13 protein-coding genes are annotated in these 16,757 nt (G+C 70.7%); 8 read left to right on the top strand and 5 right to left on the bottom strand.

The window, feature by feature from the left end; all coding sequences use genetic code 11:
- Nucleotides 1-108 precede the first annotated feature (108 nt).
- The 6 genes from ENC19_RS22500 to ENC19_RS22480 all read left to right on the top strand — a co-directional run bounded on the left by ENC19_RS22500 (nucleotide 109) and on the right by ENC19_RS22480 (nucleotide 7,518).
- Entirely contained in the window at nucleotides 109-2,451 is a 2,343-nt protein-coding gene (locus ENC19_RS22500) for a condensation domain-containing protein (protein WP_328824342.1), read from the top strand.
- Between the two features lie 8 nt (nucleotides 2,452-2,459).
- Nucleotides 2,460-3,326 (top strand): phosphopantetheine-binding protein, encoded by an 867-nt coding sequence (locus tag ENC19_RS30540; RefSeq protein ID WP_328824340.1) that lies wholly within the window; start codon nucleotides 2,460-2,462, stop codon nucleotides 3,324-3,326.
- 79 nt (nucleotides 3,327-3,405) lie between these two features.
- The gene (locus ENC19_RS22495; protein ID WP_164449068.1) at nucleotides 3,406-3,990 is read left to right on the top strand and encodes a DUF1579 family protein; all 585 of its coding nucleotides are present in this window, start codon (nucleotides 3,406-3,408) and stop codon (nucleotides 3,988-3,990) included.
- Between the two features lie 164 nt (nucleotides 3,991-4,154).
- A complete protein-coding gene (locus tag ENC19_RS22490) occupies nucleotides 4,155-5,501 on the top strand; it encodes a lysine N(6)-hydroxylase/L-ornithine N(5)-oxygenase family protein (RefSeq protein WP_164449067.1) in 1,347 nt (448 codons plus the stop codon).
- A 41-nt stretch (nucleotides 5,502-5,542) separates the two neighbouring features.
- Complete coding sequence (locus ENC19_RS22485) at nucleotides 5,543-6,286, top strand: thioesterase II family protein (protein WP_164449066.1); 744 nt, start codon at nucleotides 5,543-5,545, stop codon at nucleotides 6,284-6,286.
- Entirely contained in the window at nucleotides 6,286-7,518 is a 1,233-nt protein-coding gene (locus ENC19_RS22480) for an acetylornithine transaminase (RefSeq protein ID WP_164449065.1), read from the top strand. The genes ENC19_RS22485 and ENC19_RS22480 overlap by 1 nt, the downstream gene beginning before the upstream one ends.
- 153 nt (nucleotides 7,519-7,671) lie before the next feature.
- Here ENC19_RS22480 and ENC19_RS22475 read toward each other — a convergent pair whose 3' ends face one another.
- Entirely contained in the window at nucleotides 7,672-8,343 is a 672-nt protein-coding gene (locus tag ENC19_RS22475; RefSeq protein ID WP_164449064.1) for a DUF4097 family beta strand repeat-containing protein, read from the bottom strand.
- Between the two features lie 222 nt (nucleotides 8,344-8,565).
- Between ENC19_RS22475 and ENC19_RS22470 the strand changes: the two genes are divergently transcribed.
- The gene (locus tag ENC19_RS22470) at nucleotides 8,566-9,300 is read left to right on the top strand and encodes a helix-turn-helix domain-containing protein (RefSeq protein WP_164449063.1); all 735 of its coding nucleotides are present in this window, start codon (nucleotides 8,566-8,568) and stop codon (nucleotides 9,298-9,300) included.
- 70 nt (nucleotides 9,301-9,370) lie between these two features.
- Here the strand turns inward: ENC19_RS22470 and ENC19_RS22465 are convergent, their stop codons facing one another.
- The 3 genes from ENC19_RS22465 to ENC19_RS22455 are packed head-to-tail and all read right to left on the bottom strand — an operon-like array spanning nucleotide 9,371 to nucleotide 12,728.
- Complete coding sequence (locus tag ENC19_RS22465; protein ID WP_164449062.1) at nucleotides 9,371-10,135, bottom strand: thioesterase II family protein; 765 nt, start codon at nucleotides 10,133-10,135, stop codon at nucleotides 9,371-9,373.
- Nucleotides 10,132-11,484: a crotonyl-CoA carboxylase/reductase gene (gene ccrA, locus ENC19_RS22460; RefSeq protein WP_164449061.1), complete on the bottom strand. Its 1,353-nt coding sequence runs from the start codon at nucleotides 11,482-11,484 to the stop codon at nucleotides 10,132-10,134. The genes ENC19_RS22465 and ccrA overlap by 4 nt, the downstream gene beginning before the upstream one ends.
- Nucleotides 11,481-12,728, bottom strand: a complete 1,248-nt coding sequence (locus ENC19_RS22455; RefSeq protein ID WP_164449060.1) for a 3-hydroxyacyl-CoA dehydrogenase NAD-binding domain-containing protein — start codon at nucleotides 12,726-12,728, stop codon at nucleotides 11,481-11,483. The genes ccrA and ENC19_RS22455 overlap by 4 nt, the downstream gene beginning before the upstream one ends.
- A gap of 405 nt (nucleotides 12,729-13,133) precedes the next feature.
- On the opposite strand from ENC19_RS22455, the gene ENC19_RS22450 reads away from it, so the two are divergent.
- Nucleotides 13,134-16,289: an AfsR/SARP family transcriptional regulator gene (locus ENC19_RS22450; RefSeq protein ID WP_164449059.1), complete on the top strand. Its 3,156-nt coding sequence runs from the start codon at nucleotides 13,134-13,136 to the stop codon at nucleotides 16,287-16,289.
- Nucleotides 16,290-16,487: 198 nt separating this feature from the next.
- Here ENC19_RS22450 and ENC19_RS22445 read toward each other — a convergent pair whose 3' ends face one another.
- Nucleotides 16,488-16,649, bottom strand: coding sequence for a hypothetical protein (locus tag ENC19_RS22445; RefSeq protein WP_164449058.1), 162 nt, complete (start codon nucleotides 16,647-16,649; stop codon nucleotides 16,488-16,490).
- Nucleotides 16,650-16,757 lie beyond the last annotated feature (108 nt).

The following is a 16,757-nucleotide window of genomic DNA, read 5'->3' as shown; positions in this document are numbered from 1 at the left end:
GCCGCCTCCGCTTTCCAAATGGCTTGTAAAGCTGAATCACCTCACCGAATGTGGGAGGTGGTTGGCGAATTTCTTCGATTCCCGCGCTATTGCTGAGGGGTGATTCGTGTGCGCTCGTTCGATGCGTCGCCCGCACACAAGGGACTGTGGCTGGCGGACGGCATGGCGTCCGCCACGCTCAACCACGCGCTGACGATGTGGGACGTGGCGGGTGAGCTGGACGGGTCAGCCATCGCGGCCGCGTTCCGGCACGTCCTCGACGAGGCGGAGATCCTTCGGGTCACCTTCGTCGACGACGGCGACGGACTGAGGTTGGTACCGCGGGAACTGGACGACTGGCAGCCGTTCTTCCTGGACCTCGCGGACGCGGACGATCCCGAGCAGGCCGCGCGGGACGCCCTGGCCGAAATGATCAGCAAGCCGTTCGACGTGTCGCGCGACCTGCTGTTCCGGCTGGGCGTGGTCAAGCTCGCCGCGAACCGGTCGCTGCTGGTGATCGCCTACCACCACCTCGTCGCCGACGGCTACGGCGCCGGCGGCCTGCTGTCGCGGCGCCTGGCCGAGGTGTACACGGCACTGGTACGGGGGCAGGACATCCCGACGCTGCCGCACCGCTGGGACGTCGAGTCGTTCGCGGCGATCGCCACCGAGTACCTCGCCTCGGATCAGTCCACGGCGGACGCCGAGTTCTGGCGCGACTACCTGAAGGAAGCACCCCCGCCGGCGCAGGTTCCCCGGATCGTCGTCCCCGATGCGCGGCGACCCGCGCTCGAAACCCCGATGAGCAGCGCGGACAGCTGGGCCGAGGTGGCCGGCGCGATCGGCATGGCCAGCCGGACGCTGACCGTCGCACGAGCCGAGGCCGACGCGTGGGCCGCTGCCGCGGAGTCGATGGGCGTGTGGATGTCGTCCATGCTGACCACCGCCGCGGCGGCGTTCCTGCGGCACCGCTGTGACCTGCCCGAGTTCCTGCTCTCCCTGGCCGCCGGCAACCGGAGCGGACCGGCGGGCACGACTCCCGGGCTGGCCGTCAACGTGGTGCCGATGCGGATCCGCGTCCCGATGAGCGCGACCGTCGCCGAGCTGGCCGACGCGATCGTCGAGGAGACCTACGAGATCTCCGGGCACACACTGCGCCACTACTCCGACATCCAACGCGCGATCGCGGTGACTCCCAGCGAACGCGGAAGCTTCGGCGTGGTCATGAACGTCATCGAGTTCGTCGACCAGATCCACTTCGCCGACCACCCGGCACGCTACTCCGGAGCGACGACCGGGAGCTTCAACGAACTCTCGATCGGCGTGTACCGCGACGGAACCCCCGACAGTGACCTGTTCATCCGGCTGGACGCGGCCGCGAGCCTGTACTCGCGGGCGGAGCTGCGCCTGATCGGCGAGGACCTGATCGCGTTCATCCGGGCCGTGGTCGCCGCCGGCGCACAGCCGATCGGCGCGTTGGACGTGGCCGGCGACACCGAGCGGGACCGGCTGCGGACGGCACCGGAGGAGACGACGTCCTCGGCTCCGACGATTCCGGAGCTGTTTGCGCAACGGGTGGCGCGGGATCCCGACGCGGTCGCCCTCGTGACCGGCGACTCGTCGATCTCCTATCGGCAACTGGACGAGCGATCCGCCCGGCTGGCCGCGGCGCTGCGCGGCCGCGGCATCGGACCCGGGACGGTCGTGGCGGTGGCGATGTCCCGCTCGGCGGACCTGGTCGTCGCGCTCCTGGGCGTGGTCCGGGCGGGTGCCGCCTACCTGCCGGTCGACCCGGGCCTGCCGGGCGACCAGCTCCGCTCGCAGCTCGACATGTCCGACGCCGGCATGCTGCTCGTCGACGCCGCGCCGGCCGTCGACCCGACGGTGCCGGTGGTGATGTGCCACGACCTCGAGGCGGCGGCCACCGATGACGCCGAGCCGGCCCGGGCACATCCCGACGGCGCAGTCGCCGTGCTGTACGGCTGCGCCTCGGCCGACCCGGACACGGGCGTCGTGGTCACCCAGCGGAACCTGGCCCGCTTCGTCCTGGACCGACACTGGCCACGCGACAGCCGCGACACCGTGCTGTGGCACACGTCGCCCGCCTCCGACGCACTCGCGCTCGAACTGTGGATGCCCCTGCTCACCGGCGGCCGGGTCATCGTGGCCGAGCAGCCCGAGATGGACGGCGACGGGCTCACCGCGATCCGGTCGGCACAGGAGATCTCCGTCGTCTGGCTGGGCGCGCGGCTGTTCTCCGCCGTCGCCGCCGAACGCCCCGACGCCCTGGCGGGACTGCGCCAGGTGTGGATCCCGGCCGACCAGGTGACCGCGACCGCCATGCAGCGGGTCCGCGCGGCCTGTCCTGGGCTGTCGATCGTCAACGGTCATGGTCCGGTCGGCGCCACCGCCCTGGTCCGGGGCGCGGCGAGGCGACCGACGAGCAGCGGCCCGCTGCCGCCGCCGGACTGACCGACGGCGTGGCACGCCACGTGCTGGGCCCCGGGCTGACGCCGGTGCCGGACGGCGTGGTCGGTGAGCTGTACGTCGCCGGCCCGGCCGTCGCGCGCGGATACGCCCGGCGCCCCGGGCACACCGCACAACGGTTCGTGGCCTGCCCGTTCGGGCCGCCGGGCGGGCGCATGTACCGCACCGGGGACCGAGCCCGGTGGGGTGCCGACGGCCGGTTGGAGTACGTGGGCCGGGCCGGTGGTCAGGCGAGCCTCGGCGGTGCCCAGGTCGACACCGGCCACATCGAGGAGGTGCTCGCCGAGCATCCTCGGCTCGCACAGTCGTTCGTGGACGTCGGTGCCGACCCCGCCGGCCAGCAGCGCCTGGTGGCGTACGTGGTTCCGGTACCCGCCCAAGACACGACGGCCGCCGGTGCCCTGGATTCCGGCACCGAAGCCTTCCACGAGGAGCTGAGCCGCTTCGTGGCCGGGCGGGTGCCCGAGTCCCTGGTGCCCTCGGCCTTCATGGTGCTGGACCGGCTGCCGGTCACGGCCGGCGGCCGGGTGGACCGGACCGGGCTACCGGTGCCCGAGTTCCGCGACAGTTCGTACCGTGCGCCGCGCAACCATACCGAGCAGGTCCTGGCGAAGCTCTTCGCCGACGTTCTCGAACTGGACCGGATCGGGATCGACGAGGACTTCTTCGACCTCGGGGGCAACTCGCTGCGGGCGATCAGACTCGTCGGACTGATCCGCGCGGAGCTGCACCTGGAAGTTTCCATCCGCACGTTGTTCGCCGCGCGCACCGTCGCCGGCCTGTCTCAGCGTTGGGAGAACCTCAACAAGTCGAGCAGGCCCGCGCTGCGCCGGCGGACGAAAGGCGGAGCAATCGTCTGAGCGGGCAGCTGCTCGCTCAGCCGGATCACATCCCAGCGACATCGACATGGCGATGGCGCGAAAGTATAGGAGGACGTGGATGCCAATGAGGATTTCTTCGACAACAGCGGCCCTCACCGGCGTGGCGCTCGTTGCCGCGGCGGTGCTGAGCCCGGCCGTCGCCCAGGCCACCGGGTCGTTCGGCTCCTCAGCTCAGCGGGTGGCGCCGACCTCCGCGCTCCAGCCGCTGAAGAAGCTGACCGGTAAGTGGACCTGCACCGGGGCGACGACTCTGCCGGACGGCAGCCAGTTGGCGTTCGACACCCAGTCCACCGCCAAGTTCATCCTCGACGGGAACTTCATGCGGTGGCAGGAGACGAACACCATCGACGGCACGCCGATCGCCTCGGCCGAATACATCTGGGGCTGGGACGCCCAGCAGGGCCTCTTCACGGCGGACCGCTTCGACAACTCCGGTCAGCGTGGCGCGCAGACGACCCCCGGATGGGTCGACAACACGCTCACCTCGACCGGCGTGCTGATCCAGCCGGACGGCACCTCGCTGCCGCTGACCACCACGATCACCAAGACCGCCAGGGACGCCTTCACCGTGCAGGCGACGATCAGCCTGGGGGCGGAGCCGGGCGCAGCCAGCGTGGTGTCCGCATCGTCCTGCGTCCGGTGACGGGCGTGTCGTCACCACTCGACGGTTCCTACCAGGTACCGGGTTTCGCTCACTGACCCGGGGATCCCCGGCGGGCGAACGCTCGCCGGGGATCCCGCAGAGCCACTATTCCCGGCCGACATACGAACAGCGCGTCGTGCGGCCATGCCAGCGGGAGAGTATTCATGACGAATCGTGAACATGAGATCTACGACGTGGTCGGCATCGGGTTCGGACCGTCCAACCTGTCGCTTTCCATCGCCCTGGAGGAGCGCGCACGGGACGAGCCGGAACGTGCGCTCAGCAACCACTTCTTCGAGCGTCAGCCGCGATTCGGCTGGCACCGCGACATGTTGCTGCCCTCGGCGACCATGCAGATCTCCTTCCTCAAGGACCTGGTGACCTTCCGCAATCCGACGTCGAGCTTCAGCTTCATCTCCTTCCTGCACGCGGCGGGACGGCTCTCGCAGTTCGTCAACAACCAGGACTTCTTCCCGACCCGCCAGGAGTTCCACCAGTACCTCGAGTGGGCGCAGTCCCGGGTGGCCGGCCGCGTCTCGTACGGCTCCGCGGTGACCTCGCTCCGCCTGGCACCGGTCGACCCGACGGCGCGACCGGACCGGCTGCGGCTGACCGTCGCGGACGTCACCGGTCAGGTCAGCCGCGTGGTCGAGGCCCGCAACGTAGTGATCTCGACGGGTCTGGTGCCGAAGATGCTCGACGGGGTCACAAGTGACGAGCGGGTCTGGCACAGTTCGGAGTTCCTGCAGAAGTTCCGCCGCATGGACCCGCGCGAGCTGCGGCGGGTCGCGGTGGTCGGGGCCGGCCAGAGCGCCGCCGAGATCACCAGATTCCTGTACGACGAACTTCCGCACGCCCAAGTTTCGGCGATCATCCCGTCGTACGGCTACTCCATCGCCGACGCCACGCCGTTCGCCAACCAGATCTTCGATCCCCGGGCCGTCGACCACTACTACTTCGGCTCCGACCAGACGCGCGAGGCGTTCTGGCGGTACCACCGCAACACCAACTACGCGGTGGTCGACGACGAGGTGATCCGGGATCTCTACCGCAGGGCGTACGACGACGAGGTACGCGGCGTCGACCGGCTCCACTTCCTCAACCTGACCAGGGTGGACGCGGTGAAGCGCTCCGGCGCCGAGACCCGCGTTCTTCTCCGGGGCGGCCCCGGCGGCGAGAAGGACGAGCTCGACGTGGACGCCCTCGTCTGCGCGACCGGCTACGACTCGATGGAGCCCACGGGGCTGCTCTGTGCGCTCGACGAGCACTGTCTGCGTGACGAGGCTGGCCGGCTCCGGATGGAACGTGACTACCGCATCGTCACCACTCCGGACCTGCCCTGCGGCATCTACCTGCAGGGCGGCACCGAGCACACCCACGGCCTCAGTTCCTCGCTGCTGTCGAACATCGCCGTACGCAGCGGCGAGATCGTCGACTCGATCCTCGCCCGGAGTTCCGGACGAAACGACAAGCGCTCCATGTACGCCAGGGCCGCGGGCGGAGTCCGTTAGTCGTCGCGTGCGGCTCGGCGACCTGGAGAGGAGACGGTGTGATGAGAACCCTGACGAAGGACCGGTGGATCCGTCGCTTCCACGACGGCGAGGGGTGTGAGACGAAGCTCGTCTGTTTTCCCCACGCCGGCGGCTGGGCGAGCGCATACCGCACCTGGCCGGCGAGCCTGCCGAAGGACATCGGCGTGCTCGGCATCCGGTACCCGGGCCGGGAGGACCGCCTCACCGAGCCGTTCCCGTCCAGTATCGAGGCCCTGGCGGACGACGTGACCGACGTGCTCGACGGGCTGGCCGGGCAGCGGCTCGTGCTGTTCGGGCACAGCATGGGCGCGTCGGTGGCGCACGAGGTGGCCGTGCGCCTGCACCGGCGAGGTCGTCCCCCGGCCGCGCTGTGCGTGTCGGCCCGGCTTCCTCCCGCGGCGCTGGTGGACCAGCCACGGCTCAGATACACCGATGACGAGATCATCGCCGAGATCGTCCGCCACGACGCGAGCCGTACCGAGGTCTTCGCCGACCTGGAACTGCGGGAGTTCGCGTTGCCCGCCATCCGCGCGGACCTGGAGCTGGTGAACGACTACCGCGGCGGGCATCGGCCGCTGCTCGACTGCCCGGTGTTCGGGTACCTGGGCGAGCAGGACACCGCGATCAGCCCGGAGACGATGCGGAGGTGGGCGGACGTCACGCGCGGACCCTTCCGGCTCCGGCTGTTTCCCGGTGGGCACTTCTATCTCAGGGACGAGGAGCGCAGGCTGCTGACCGACATGGCGCGGATCTGGGCGCCGTGATGGCGATCCGCGATGACGGCGGCGGCCGCAGAGCACTTACCGAGCGCTGGTCGCGCACGACGGTGAGCAGTTACGGCACGCCGGGTCTGGCGCTGGTCAAGGGCAGTGGCGCGGTGGTGACCGACGACGCGGGTCGGGAGTACCTAGACCTGATGGGCGGCGCCGCGACGAACGTGCTGGGGCATGCCCACCCGGCCGTCGTGAACGCGGTGTCCAGGCAGGCCGCGACGCTCGGCCACGTATCCAGCCGGGACGTGGCCGAGCCGACCGTGCTGCTCGGCGAACTGCTGCTGGCCCTGACCGGGCCGGGGCGGGTGGTGTTCACCGACTCGGGCGCCGAGGCGAACGAGACGGCGTTCCAGGTGGCGCGCCTCACCGGACGGTCCGAGGTGGTCGCGACGACCGGAGCCTTCCACGGCCGGACCATGGGGACGCTCGCGTTCAACGGTCAGCCGGGCAGGGTGCATCCGTTCCGAACGCTGCCGGACGTCGTCACCCATGTCCCGTTCGGTGATGTCGAGGCATTGCGCGGCGCGGTCAGTGACGCCACGGCGATGGTGATCCTGGAGGCGATTCAGGGCGAGAACGGCGTGCTGGTGCCGCCGCCGGGCTACCTCGCGGCGGCCCGCACGATCTGTACGGCGACCGGGGCGTTGCTGGTGCTGGACGAGGTACACACCGCCCTCGGGCGCACCGGGTACTGGTTCCACCACCAGAGCGAGGGGATCGCGCCGGACTTCGTCACCCTGGCCCAGGGCCTCGGTGGCGGCCTGCCGCTCGGGGCCTGCCTGGCGTTCGGGACGGCGGCGGACCTGCTGGCCACCGGTGCCCACGGGACCACGGTCGGTGGCAGCCCGCTCAGTTGCGCGGCGGGGCTGGCGGTGATCCGCACCATCGCCGGCATGGGCCTGCTCGACCACGTCAAGCGGGTCGGCGACCGGCTGCGCGCCGGCATCGAGGCGGTCGCGCACCCGCTGATCGCCGGGGTGCGTGGCGCCGGGCTGCTGCTCGGCATCGCGCTCACCGAACCGGTCGCCGTGCCGGTGACCGACTGGCTGCGGGCGGCCGGCTTCCTGGTCGACGCCGTTCAACCCGCCGTGATCCGGCTCGCGCCGCCCCTGGTGCTCACCGCGGCTCAGGCCGACGCCTTCGTCGACGCGCTCGCGCGGGCACTTGTCGCCGACCCGGGGCCGAGACCTCCGGCGCGGTTGCTGGTGCCGGAGGCGGCCTGAGCGGCACGACTCTTCTCGGCCGGACACCACCGCCCGGGCGGCGTACGCCGACGGTGGTGTCCGCGTACGCCGCCCGGGCGGGGGAGTGGAAAGCAGGGTGGTGGTGCGGGTGGCTCGGCTCGTCACCGCCGGGTCGGCCGTGGCCGGCGACCCCTACAGGCTGCGGGCGGCGATGTCACCGTAGGCGGTGGTCGCGTGGATGTTCAGGCCGGCGGCGGCACCGTCGGTGTTGCGCAGCTCGTTGCGGACGCGGCCGTACGTGGTGCCGGCGTCCAGGGTGGCCGAGCTGTCGCGGGCGGCGCCGATCGTGATGTTGCCCTGTTCGGTGCGCAGCGTGACGGTGCCGGCGACGGCCTCGGCGACGGTCAGGTCGCCCCGCTGGGTGCTGATTTGCCCGGGACCGCCGAGACGGCCGACGGTGATGTCGCCCGACTGCAGGGTCAGGCGGGCCTGCGCGGTCTCGTCGAGCTTCACCACGCCCTCCGCACCGTCGAAGGTGACGTCGCCGAGGCGGCCGACGCCACGGAACTCGACGCTGGCGGCCTCCGCCTCGACCCGTGAACCGGCGGGCAGCTGCACCGTGACCTCGACGGATCCGGACGAACCGAGGATCCGCCGCGCCGGCTCCGCCGCCTGGACGCGCAGGACATTGTCGTCGAAGGTGACCACGACGCGCTCGGCCGCGGTCACGTCGCGGGACTTGCCGGCGTCGGTGGGCAGGATCTCCACGGTCGTGTCGGTGCGGTCGGCGGCAATGATCTGGATGCGTCCCGCGGGGATGTCGAGCACGGCCGAGATTGCGGCGGGGGTGTCGAACCTCTGCATCATGGCTCCTCCTGAATGATGTTTCCGATGTAGGAAACACTACGTTGCTTTCAATAGGGTGGCAACAACTCCGTTGCAAAAGCTAGATAAACCAGCAGCTCAAGACGGCTATTTCGTTGCAATGGCATGGCATTCAATGCAACGCTGCGGGCGGGACCGTTGCAATAGAAGGCAGGTGAACGCTATGCTCGGGGCCGGTGCGGAGCACGGAAGGAGGCCATGATGCCGGGAGGTAGGCTCACTCAACCCGAGCGCCAGCAGATCGCCCTCGGGTTGGCCGACGGCCTCGCCTACGCGGCGATCGCCCGGCGTCTCAACCGGCCGACCTCGACGATCACTCGCGAGGTGATGCGCAACGGCGGCCCCACCGCCTACCGCGCCGACCTCGCTCACCACGCCACCGAGCGACGCGTCCGGCGCCGCCGAAAGGCCACCCCCGGGCGTGCCGACACACCACCACGGGCGCACGGTCGTGACGCCCAGGCCGTGCAGGAGTACGAGGAGACCTTCGCCACGGTCTTCATGCAGTCGGGACTGCCCCGGATGACGGCCCGGACGCTGGCCTGCCTCTACACGACCGACACCGGCAGCCTCAGCGCCTCGGAGCTGGTCGGGCGTCTGCGGGTGAGTCCGGCGTCGGTCTCCAAGGCGGTCGCCTTTCTCGACAGCCAGGGCCTGGTCCGCCGGGAACGTGACGAACGACGTCGGGAACGCTACGTCGTCGACGACGACGTGCTGTACGAGTCGGTGATGGCCAGCGCCCGAGCCACCGCCCACCTCGGCGAGATCGCCCGGCAGGGTGTGGGTGTCCTCGGCCGTGGCACACCGGCCGCCACCCGGCTGGAGAACATCGCCCGCTTCGTCGACTTCGTCTCGGAGAGCATCGCCCGGGCCGCGGGTCAGGCCCGCGAAATCCTGCACACGAAACTCGAGACCACCCGGGGCGACGCTTCCTGAGCGTCGTGGTGCCCGGCCCACCCGGCGTCGGACGGTCCGTGCCCGACCCACCCGGCGCATACCTGTGGCTTCAGCGGGGAGCGGTCGGCACCGCGACGAGCCGGCGCTCGATCTCGGACACGACCGCGTCCCGGTGGGTGGCCACGAAGAAGTGACGGCCCGGGAAGGTCAGACACTCGAAGCTACCGAGGGTGTGCCCCTGCCAGGCGGCCGCTTCGGCGGCGCTGACCACCGGGTCGTCGCGGCCGGTGAGCACGGTGATCGGGCAGTGCAGCGGCGGCCCGGCCGTGACCGGATAGGTCTCCACGGCGCGGTAGTCGGTACGCAGCGCGGGCAGCGCCATGGCGCGCACGTCGGGATCGTTGAGCGCCTCGGCGACGCCGGCGTCGCCGTCGAGTTCCTGCACGTGGGCGACCAGCCGGTTGTCGCTGAGCCGATGGACCGCCTCCGGCCGGCTCGTCGACGGGGCCCGCCGGCCGGAGGCGAACAGGTGTGTCGGCTGGTGGCCGGCCTGTTCCAGCAGCCGCGCGGTCTCGTAACCCACGAGCGCGCCCATGCTGTGGCCGAACAACGCGACCGGTCGCGGGCCGAAGACGGCCACCTGCTCGGCCACCGCCGCGGCGAGCGCCGCCAAGTTGTCGACCTGCGGCTCGTCGTGACGGTCCTGGCGGCCCGGGTACTGCACGGCCACCACGTCGACCGAGCGGGACAGGGCTGCCGAGAACGGGTAGAAGAAGTTGGCCGAGCCACCGGCGTGGGCCAGACAGACCAGGGTGACGGCGGCTTCCGGCCCGCGGTGGTACCGCCGGATCCAGCGCGGATCGGGACCGTTCATGCCGCGCACCCGGCCGGCGGCCGGAACCGGTTGATCGCCGTCAGATGCCGCTCCCGCAGTTCGGGGTCCTCGACGCCGCCGCCCTCGGCGGCTGCCAGGCAGAGCACGCCGACCTTGCCCTGGTGCCGGTTGCGGTGCAGGTCGTCGACGGCCTGTCCGACGTCGTCGAGGGGGTAGGTGACGGACAGCGTCGGATGGATGCGGCCCCGCACGACGAGCCGGTTGGCCTGCCATGCCTCGCGGTAGTTGGCGAAGTGCGTCCCGACGATCCGCTTGAGACTCATCCACAGATGGCGGTTGTCGAACTGGTGCTCGTACCCGCTGGTGGAGGCACAGGTCACCACTGTGCCGCCACGGCGGGCGACATAGACGGACGCGCCGAACGTCTCGCGCCCGGGGTGCTCGAAGACGATGTCGGGATCCTCTCCTCCGGTCAGCTCGCGGATGCGCTGGCCGAACCGGCGCCACTCGCGCGGGTCCTGGGTGGTGTCGTCGCGCCAGAATCGGTAGGCCTCGGCCTCCCGGTCGATGACCGCCTCGGCACCCATGCGCCGACACACCTCAGCCTTCTCGGAGCTGGAGACCACGCATATCGGAGTGGCACCCCCGCACAGCGCGTACTGCACGGCGAACGAGCCCAGCCCGCCGGCAGCACCCCAGATCAGCACGTTGTCGCCGAGGCGCATGCCCGCGCCGTGCGGTGACACCAACTGCCGATAGACGGTGGAGTTGACCAGCCCGGGCGACGCGGCCTCTTCCCAGGTCAAGTGGGTCGCCTTCGGCATGAGTTGGTTCGCCTTCACCAGCGCCAGGTCGGCGAGCCCACCGAAGTTCGTCTCGTACCCCCAGATGCGCTGCTCCGGGTCCAGCATGCTGTCGTCGTGGCCGTCCGGGTGCTGTAGCTGTACCGACAGGCAGTGCGCGACCACACGATCACCCGGGCGCCAACGCTGCACCCCAGGCCCGGTGCGCAGGACGATGCCGGCGAGGTCGGAGCCGATCACGTGGTACGGCTGGGCGTGCCGGGCGGCGAGATCGCCGGTGCGGGCGTAACGGCGCAGGAAGCTGAAGGTGGGCACCGGTGCGAACAGCGCGCTCCACACGGTGTTGTAGTTGACCGCGCTCGCCATCACGGCGATCAGCGCCTCACCGGGCCCTGGCTCCGGGGTCGGCACGTCGCGCACGTGCAACGCCTTGGCCGGTTCGCGCTCGGCGATCGGAATGTCGTCGAACATGTGCTGGTCATCCTCGAGCAGCACGGCCCCTCGGTAGTACTCCGGTACCGGTATGGCGGCCACCGCGGCGGCGTCGGGCGCGGCCACGACCGCCGCGGCGAAGTTCGGGTTCATCGGACACCTCCTGCTGCGGCGTTGCCGGCCATCGCCGTCTGCCGTGGCCGGGTTCGGGGTATCTCACTCAGGAAGCCGGTGCCGGTCTTGCGACCCAGTCGTCCGGCGGCGACCAGCGCGGACAGGACCGGCGCTGGGGCGAAGCAGGGCTCGCCGAACTCGTCGTGGAGCCGGCGCAGAATGGCCAACGACACGTCGAGTCCGATGGTGTCGAGCAGCGCGAACGGGCCCATCGGGTAGCCGAACTCGGCGCGGATGGTGGCGTCGAACTCCTCGGCCTGCACCTCACCGCGCTCCAGCGCGCTGATGGCGCGGTTGAGGTAGCCGAACAGCAGGTAGTTGACGATGAATCCGCACCGGTCGGCACTGTGCACGGAGACCTTGCCCAGGCGCCGCACCAGGGCGTGCGCCGTGGCCACCGTCCGCGCCGAGGTGGTCGCGGTAGCGGCGATCTCGACCAGCCGCATCGCCGGTGCCGGGTTGAAGAAGTGCAGACCGAGCACGTCGGCGGGGCGGCCGGCGGCGGCCGCGCACGCGGCGACGGACAGGCTCGAGGTGGTGGTGGCGAGCACCGTGTCGGTCGGGCAGGCGGCGGCCAGCGCGGCGAACACCCGCCGCTTGATGTCGGCGTCCTCAGCCACCGCCTCGACGACGACGTCGCAACCGGCGAGGGTGGCCTGGTCGGCCGAGGTGGTCAGGCACTCCTCGGCGGTCATCCGGGTCGGCTCGTCGAGGCGGCCGCGCGACACCGCGGCGGTGAGCGAGCGGCCGATCTGCGCGCGAGCCAGGGCGGCCCGCTCGTCGGTCCGGGCCACCACCGTGGTGTGCAGGCCGGCGACGGCGCCGACCTGCGCGATGCCGCGTGCCATGGTGCCCGACCCGACGACGCCGAGTCGGCGCAGTGGACGCGGCTCACCCGACAGACCGGCATCCCGCGGGGCGCCGGTCTGGCCGGTGTCCGGTCGGTCGTACTCGTAGAAGCCGCGGCCGACGCGGCGGCCCAGCCGACCGTCGCACGCCATCCGGATGAGGATCGCCGCAGGCCGGACTCCGGCGTCGTCGAGCATGGCGATGGCGACGTCGATGCCGAGGTCGTCGAGGTGAGCGAGGGGACCCTGCGGCAGGCCGCAGCCGAGGCGCATGGCGGTGTCGACGTCGTCGCGGGTCACATGCCCCTCGCCGTGGTGAGCGGCGGCACGATTGAGATACTCCACCACGAGAGCTGTCGCCGTTTGATCCTGCATGCCCGCTACGCTAAGAGCGGGTCTGATGCCGGTGGCACCCCTTTTCTCCGCCTGACGAAAAATCCGGGGCTGCTAAGGGTTTGGCGGTGTCCATTCGGGTCGACTACCGCGAATCACCGAGCGGCACTGCGGCCCGTCACTACGCCCACACCGTGTGTCGTTGCACAATCGATTGAACGGACAGTCCTGATTGGACGAATGCTTCGGTAATCGGGTAGCGGCGGCCATGGATGCGTTCGTAATCTCTCAATGTGACACACGGTCGAGGAGTGCATTGTGGTGTGGTCACCGAAAATGGGGCAAATATGCTGATTCGCAGGGCAGGCGTCGACAAGTCGTGAGTATGGCTACCCCATCGGGCCCATCGGGACGAATACGTCACGGTGGCGCAGGGTAGGCGGGTCGATGGAGTTCCGGGTACTCGGTCCGCTGGAAGCGGTCGACGACGACGGCGGCCGGCTCGACCTGGGGGGTCATCGTCAGCAGATCGTCCTCGCCAGCCTGGCCCTGGAACCGCGCCGGGTGATCTCGGTCGGACGACTGGTGACCGCGGTCTACGGCGATCGGCTGCCCAACAGCGCCCGTGCCCAGGTGCAGATCTGTGTGTCCGCGCTCCGTCGGCTGCTGGCGGCCAACGGGCGCCCGGAGGCGATCGCCACGCGGCACCAGGGGTACGCCCTGGAGGTGCCCGACGACGATGTCGATCTGCAACGGTACGAGTCGTTGCTCACCCGGGCGGGCGCGACCGCCGACCGGGACGAGGCCGTGCGGCTCTACCGCGAGGCACTGCGCATGTGGCGCGGGGCGCCGCTGGAGGGCCTGGACAGCGAGCCACTGCGCGCGGCCGCCGACCGACTCGTCGAGCGCCGGCTGACCGCCGTCGAGGAGTGCATCGACTTCGAGCTCGCCCTGGGCCGACACGATGACGTGATCGCCGAGCTGACCGGGCTGGTCGCCGCCCACCCGCTGCGCGAGCGGCTGCGTGGGCAGTTGATGCTCGCGCTCTACCGGTCCGGCCGGCAGGCCGAGGCGCTGGAGTGCTATCGCTCGGCCCGCCGGATCCTGATCGAGGATCTCGGCCTGGAGCCCAGCGAGCGGTTGCAGCGGTTGGAGCGCTCGATCCTCGGCTCCGACATCGGGCTCAGCGCGCCGGTGCCCCCGGCGAGGATCGAGATCGGGCTGCCCGTCGCGGCCGAGCCGGTGGTCATCCCGCCGCCGGCCGCCATCGCCGAGCAGACGACGCACGACGGCGTCGGGCCGCCCCTGCCGGCCGCCGACGGCCCGATCCTGCCGGTCACCGGCGTCGGCGTGCCCCTGCCGGTCACCGGTGGCGGCCCGAGTCTGCTGCCCACCGACATCGCGGACTTCACCGGTCGCACCGAACAGGTCCAGGAAATTCAGGAAAGGCTCGCCGAGGCCGCGGAGAACCCAGCTCAGTTGGCGGTGCCGATCGTCGTGGTCGCCGGCAAGCCCGGCATCGGCAAGACCTCGCTGTGCGTACACGTCGCGCACCGGCTCACCTGGCGCTATCCGGACGGCCAGCTCTTCGCCGACCTGCACGGCGGTACGTCCCGGCAGGCCAGTCCGACCCAGGTGCTGGAACGCTTCCTGCGCGGCCTCGGCGTGCCGGGCAACGCGATCCCGGACGAGCTGGAGGAGCGCGCGGAGATGTACCGCGACCTGCTGGCCGACCGGCGCATCCTGGTCGTGCTGGACAACGCCGGCAGCGAGACGCAACTGCTGCCGCTGCTGCCGGGCAACCCCAGCTCCGCGGTGCTGGTCACCAGCCGGCGGCGCCTGGCCGGGCTCCCGGGCGCGGTGCACATCGAGGTGGACGTCTTCGACTCGGTCCAGTCGATCGCGCTGTTGTCGCGGATAGCCGGGGGCGACCGGGTGCAGGCCGAGGCGGACGCGGCGGCCGAGCTGGCCGAGCTGTGCGGGCAGCTGCCGCTGGCGTTGCGGATCGCCGGCGCGCGGCTGTCGGCGCGCCCGCACTGGACGGTGGAGCAGCTCGCCAGCCGTCTGGAGAACGAATCCCGCCGACTCGACGAGCTCAAGCACGGTGCCCTGGGGATCCGGGTGAGCATCTCGCTCACCTACGACAACCTGGCCGATGAGGCCCGCCGGCTGTTCCGCCGGCTGGCCCTGCTCGATTTCCCGGCCTTCGGTGGCTGGGTCAGCGCCGCGCTGCTCGACCAGCCGCTGGCCGACGCGCAGGACCTGCTCGATGAGCTGGTCGACGCGCAGCTGGTCGAGATCACCGGCACCGAGGGGGGTCCGCGCGCCCAGTACCGGCTTCACGATCTCATCCGGGTGTTCGCTCGGGAACGGCTGGCCGCGGAGGAGTGCGCCACCGACCACAGCGCGGCCTTGGCGCGGGTGCTCGGCGGGCTGCTCTTCCTCGCCGAGCAGGCGCACGAGCGGTTGCACGGTTGCGACACTCGGCAGGTGCACAGTCAGGCCGAGCGGTGGACGTTCGCCCCGAAGGTGGTGGCGCGGATCATCCGTGATCCGCTGGGCTGGCTGGAGCGCGAGCGCCTGAACCTGGTCGCCGCCGTGCGCCAGACGGTCAAGGTCGGCCTGGTCGAGCTGTGCTGGGACCTCGCGTTCACGTCGGTGACCCTGTTCGAGTCGCGGATCTATCTCGACGACTGGCGAGAGACCCACCGGGTGGCCCTGGCCGCGTGCCGATCCGTTGGCGATCAGCGCGGCGAGGCGGTGATGCTGTACTCCACCGGCTCGCTCGGCATCGTCGAGAAGCGCTTCACCGACGCGCGGGAGAATCTGGAGCAGTCCGAGCTGCTGTTCAAACAGCTCGGTGCCGAGCACGGGGTCGCCCTGGTCAGCCGCCAACTGGCCTATCTGGACCGGATCGCCAGCGACTTCGACAACGCGACGCGTCGCTACGAGAGTGCGTTGCACGTGCTGCTCGCCGCCGGTGACCTGACCGCGGCGGCCTACGTGCTGAACAGCATGGCGCAGACCGCGCTGGAACGCGGCAACCCGGAGGAGGCCAAGCGGATATTGCCGCGCGCGTTGGAGCTGAGTCGACAGGCTGGCAGCCGGCGCGTCGAGGCGCAGGTGATGCTCCGGCTGGCCGACGCGCACCTGAGCGCCGGGGACCACGCGGCGGCCGTGACGGCGTTCGACGAGACCCTGACCGTGGTGCGTGACCTGGGTGATCCGATCGGCCAGGCCTACGCGCTGCACGGACTGGGCCTGGCCCACCTGTGCTCCGGCGACCACGAGCAGGCGGGCCGCGCGCTCACCGAAGCGCGGAGGCTGGCGTCCAGCACGGGCGAGCGGATGATCGAGGCGCGGGTCGAACGCAGCCTGGGCGAGTTGGACCTGGCGGTCGGTAAGGCACCGCAGGCGGTGGTGCACCTGAACCGGGCCCTGAGCCTGTTCCGCAGCATCCAGGCGCCGACGTTCGAGGCGCGGGTGCTGGCCATGCTCAGCGAGGCGTACGCCGCCGCCGGTGGTGGCGACCAACGGTACGCCGAGCCGGCGGAGAGCGAGGCGACGGCCACGCCAGCCCACCACGAGATGACCGCGACGTAGCCGCCGCCACGGGCCGGGCGAATGGCCGGCGGTGTCGGCCTTTCCGCTCGGCGGGGCAACCGTGGTGCCGGTTGCGGCACCACAATTGCAAAAAGACGGTGTGCGGGCGATAAGCCTGCACACCGTCTTTCTGCTGTGGCGGGTCGTTCGGCAGCACGAATCCGTGGTTGTGGGGCATTCCGTCCGGTGCGGCGTCGATCAGGTCCAGGGCCAGTTGTCCAGCGTGGTCGAGCTCACGGTCGTCTCGCCGGCGGAGAGCGTGGTGTCGGCGTGTGCGGCGGAGGCACCGGCCAGGGCGAGCCCGATACCGAACAAACCGGCGACAATGGCCTTGGCGATGTGAGCAGCAGTCGAACGCATGGTTAATCCTCGTTTCTTAGCGGATTACCGGCTGCCTAGAGGGCGGTGCGGCAGCGGTTCTGGAAACGAAGTTATGGCCCCGGTCCATTGGCGCACTATTGAAGTTCT

The sequence above is a fragment of the Verrucosispora sioxanthis genome (genome assembly GCF_010560025.1).
Taxonomy (GTDB): Bacteria; Actinomycetota; Actinomycetes; order Mycobacteriales; family Micromonosporaceae; genus Micromonospora; species Micromonospora palythoicola.
Note: the sequence above shows the minus strand (reverse complement) of the source record. Positions and strands in the feature narration are given on the sequence as shown.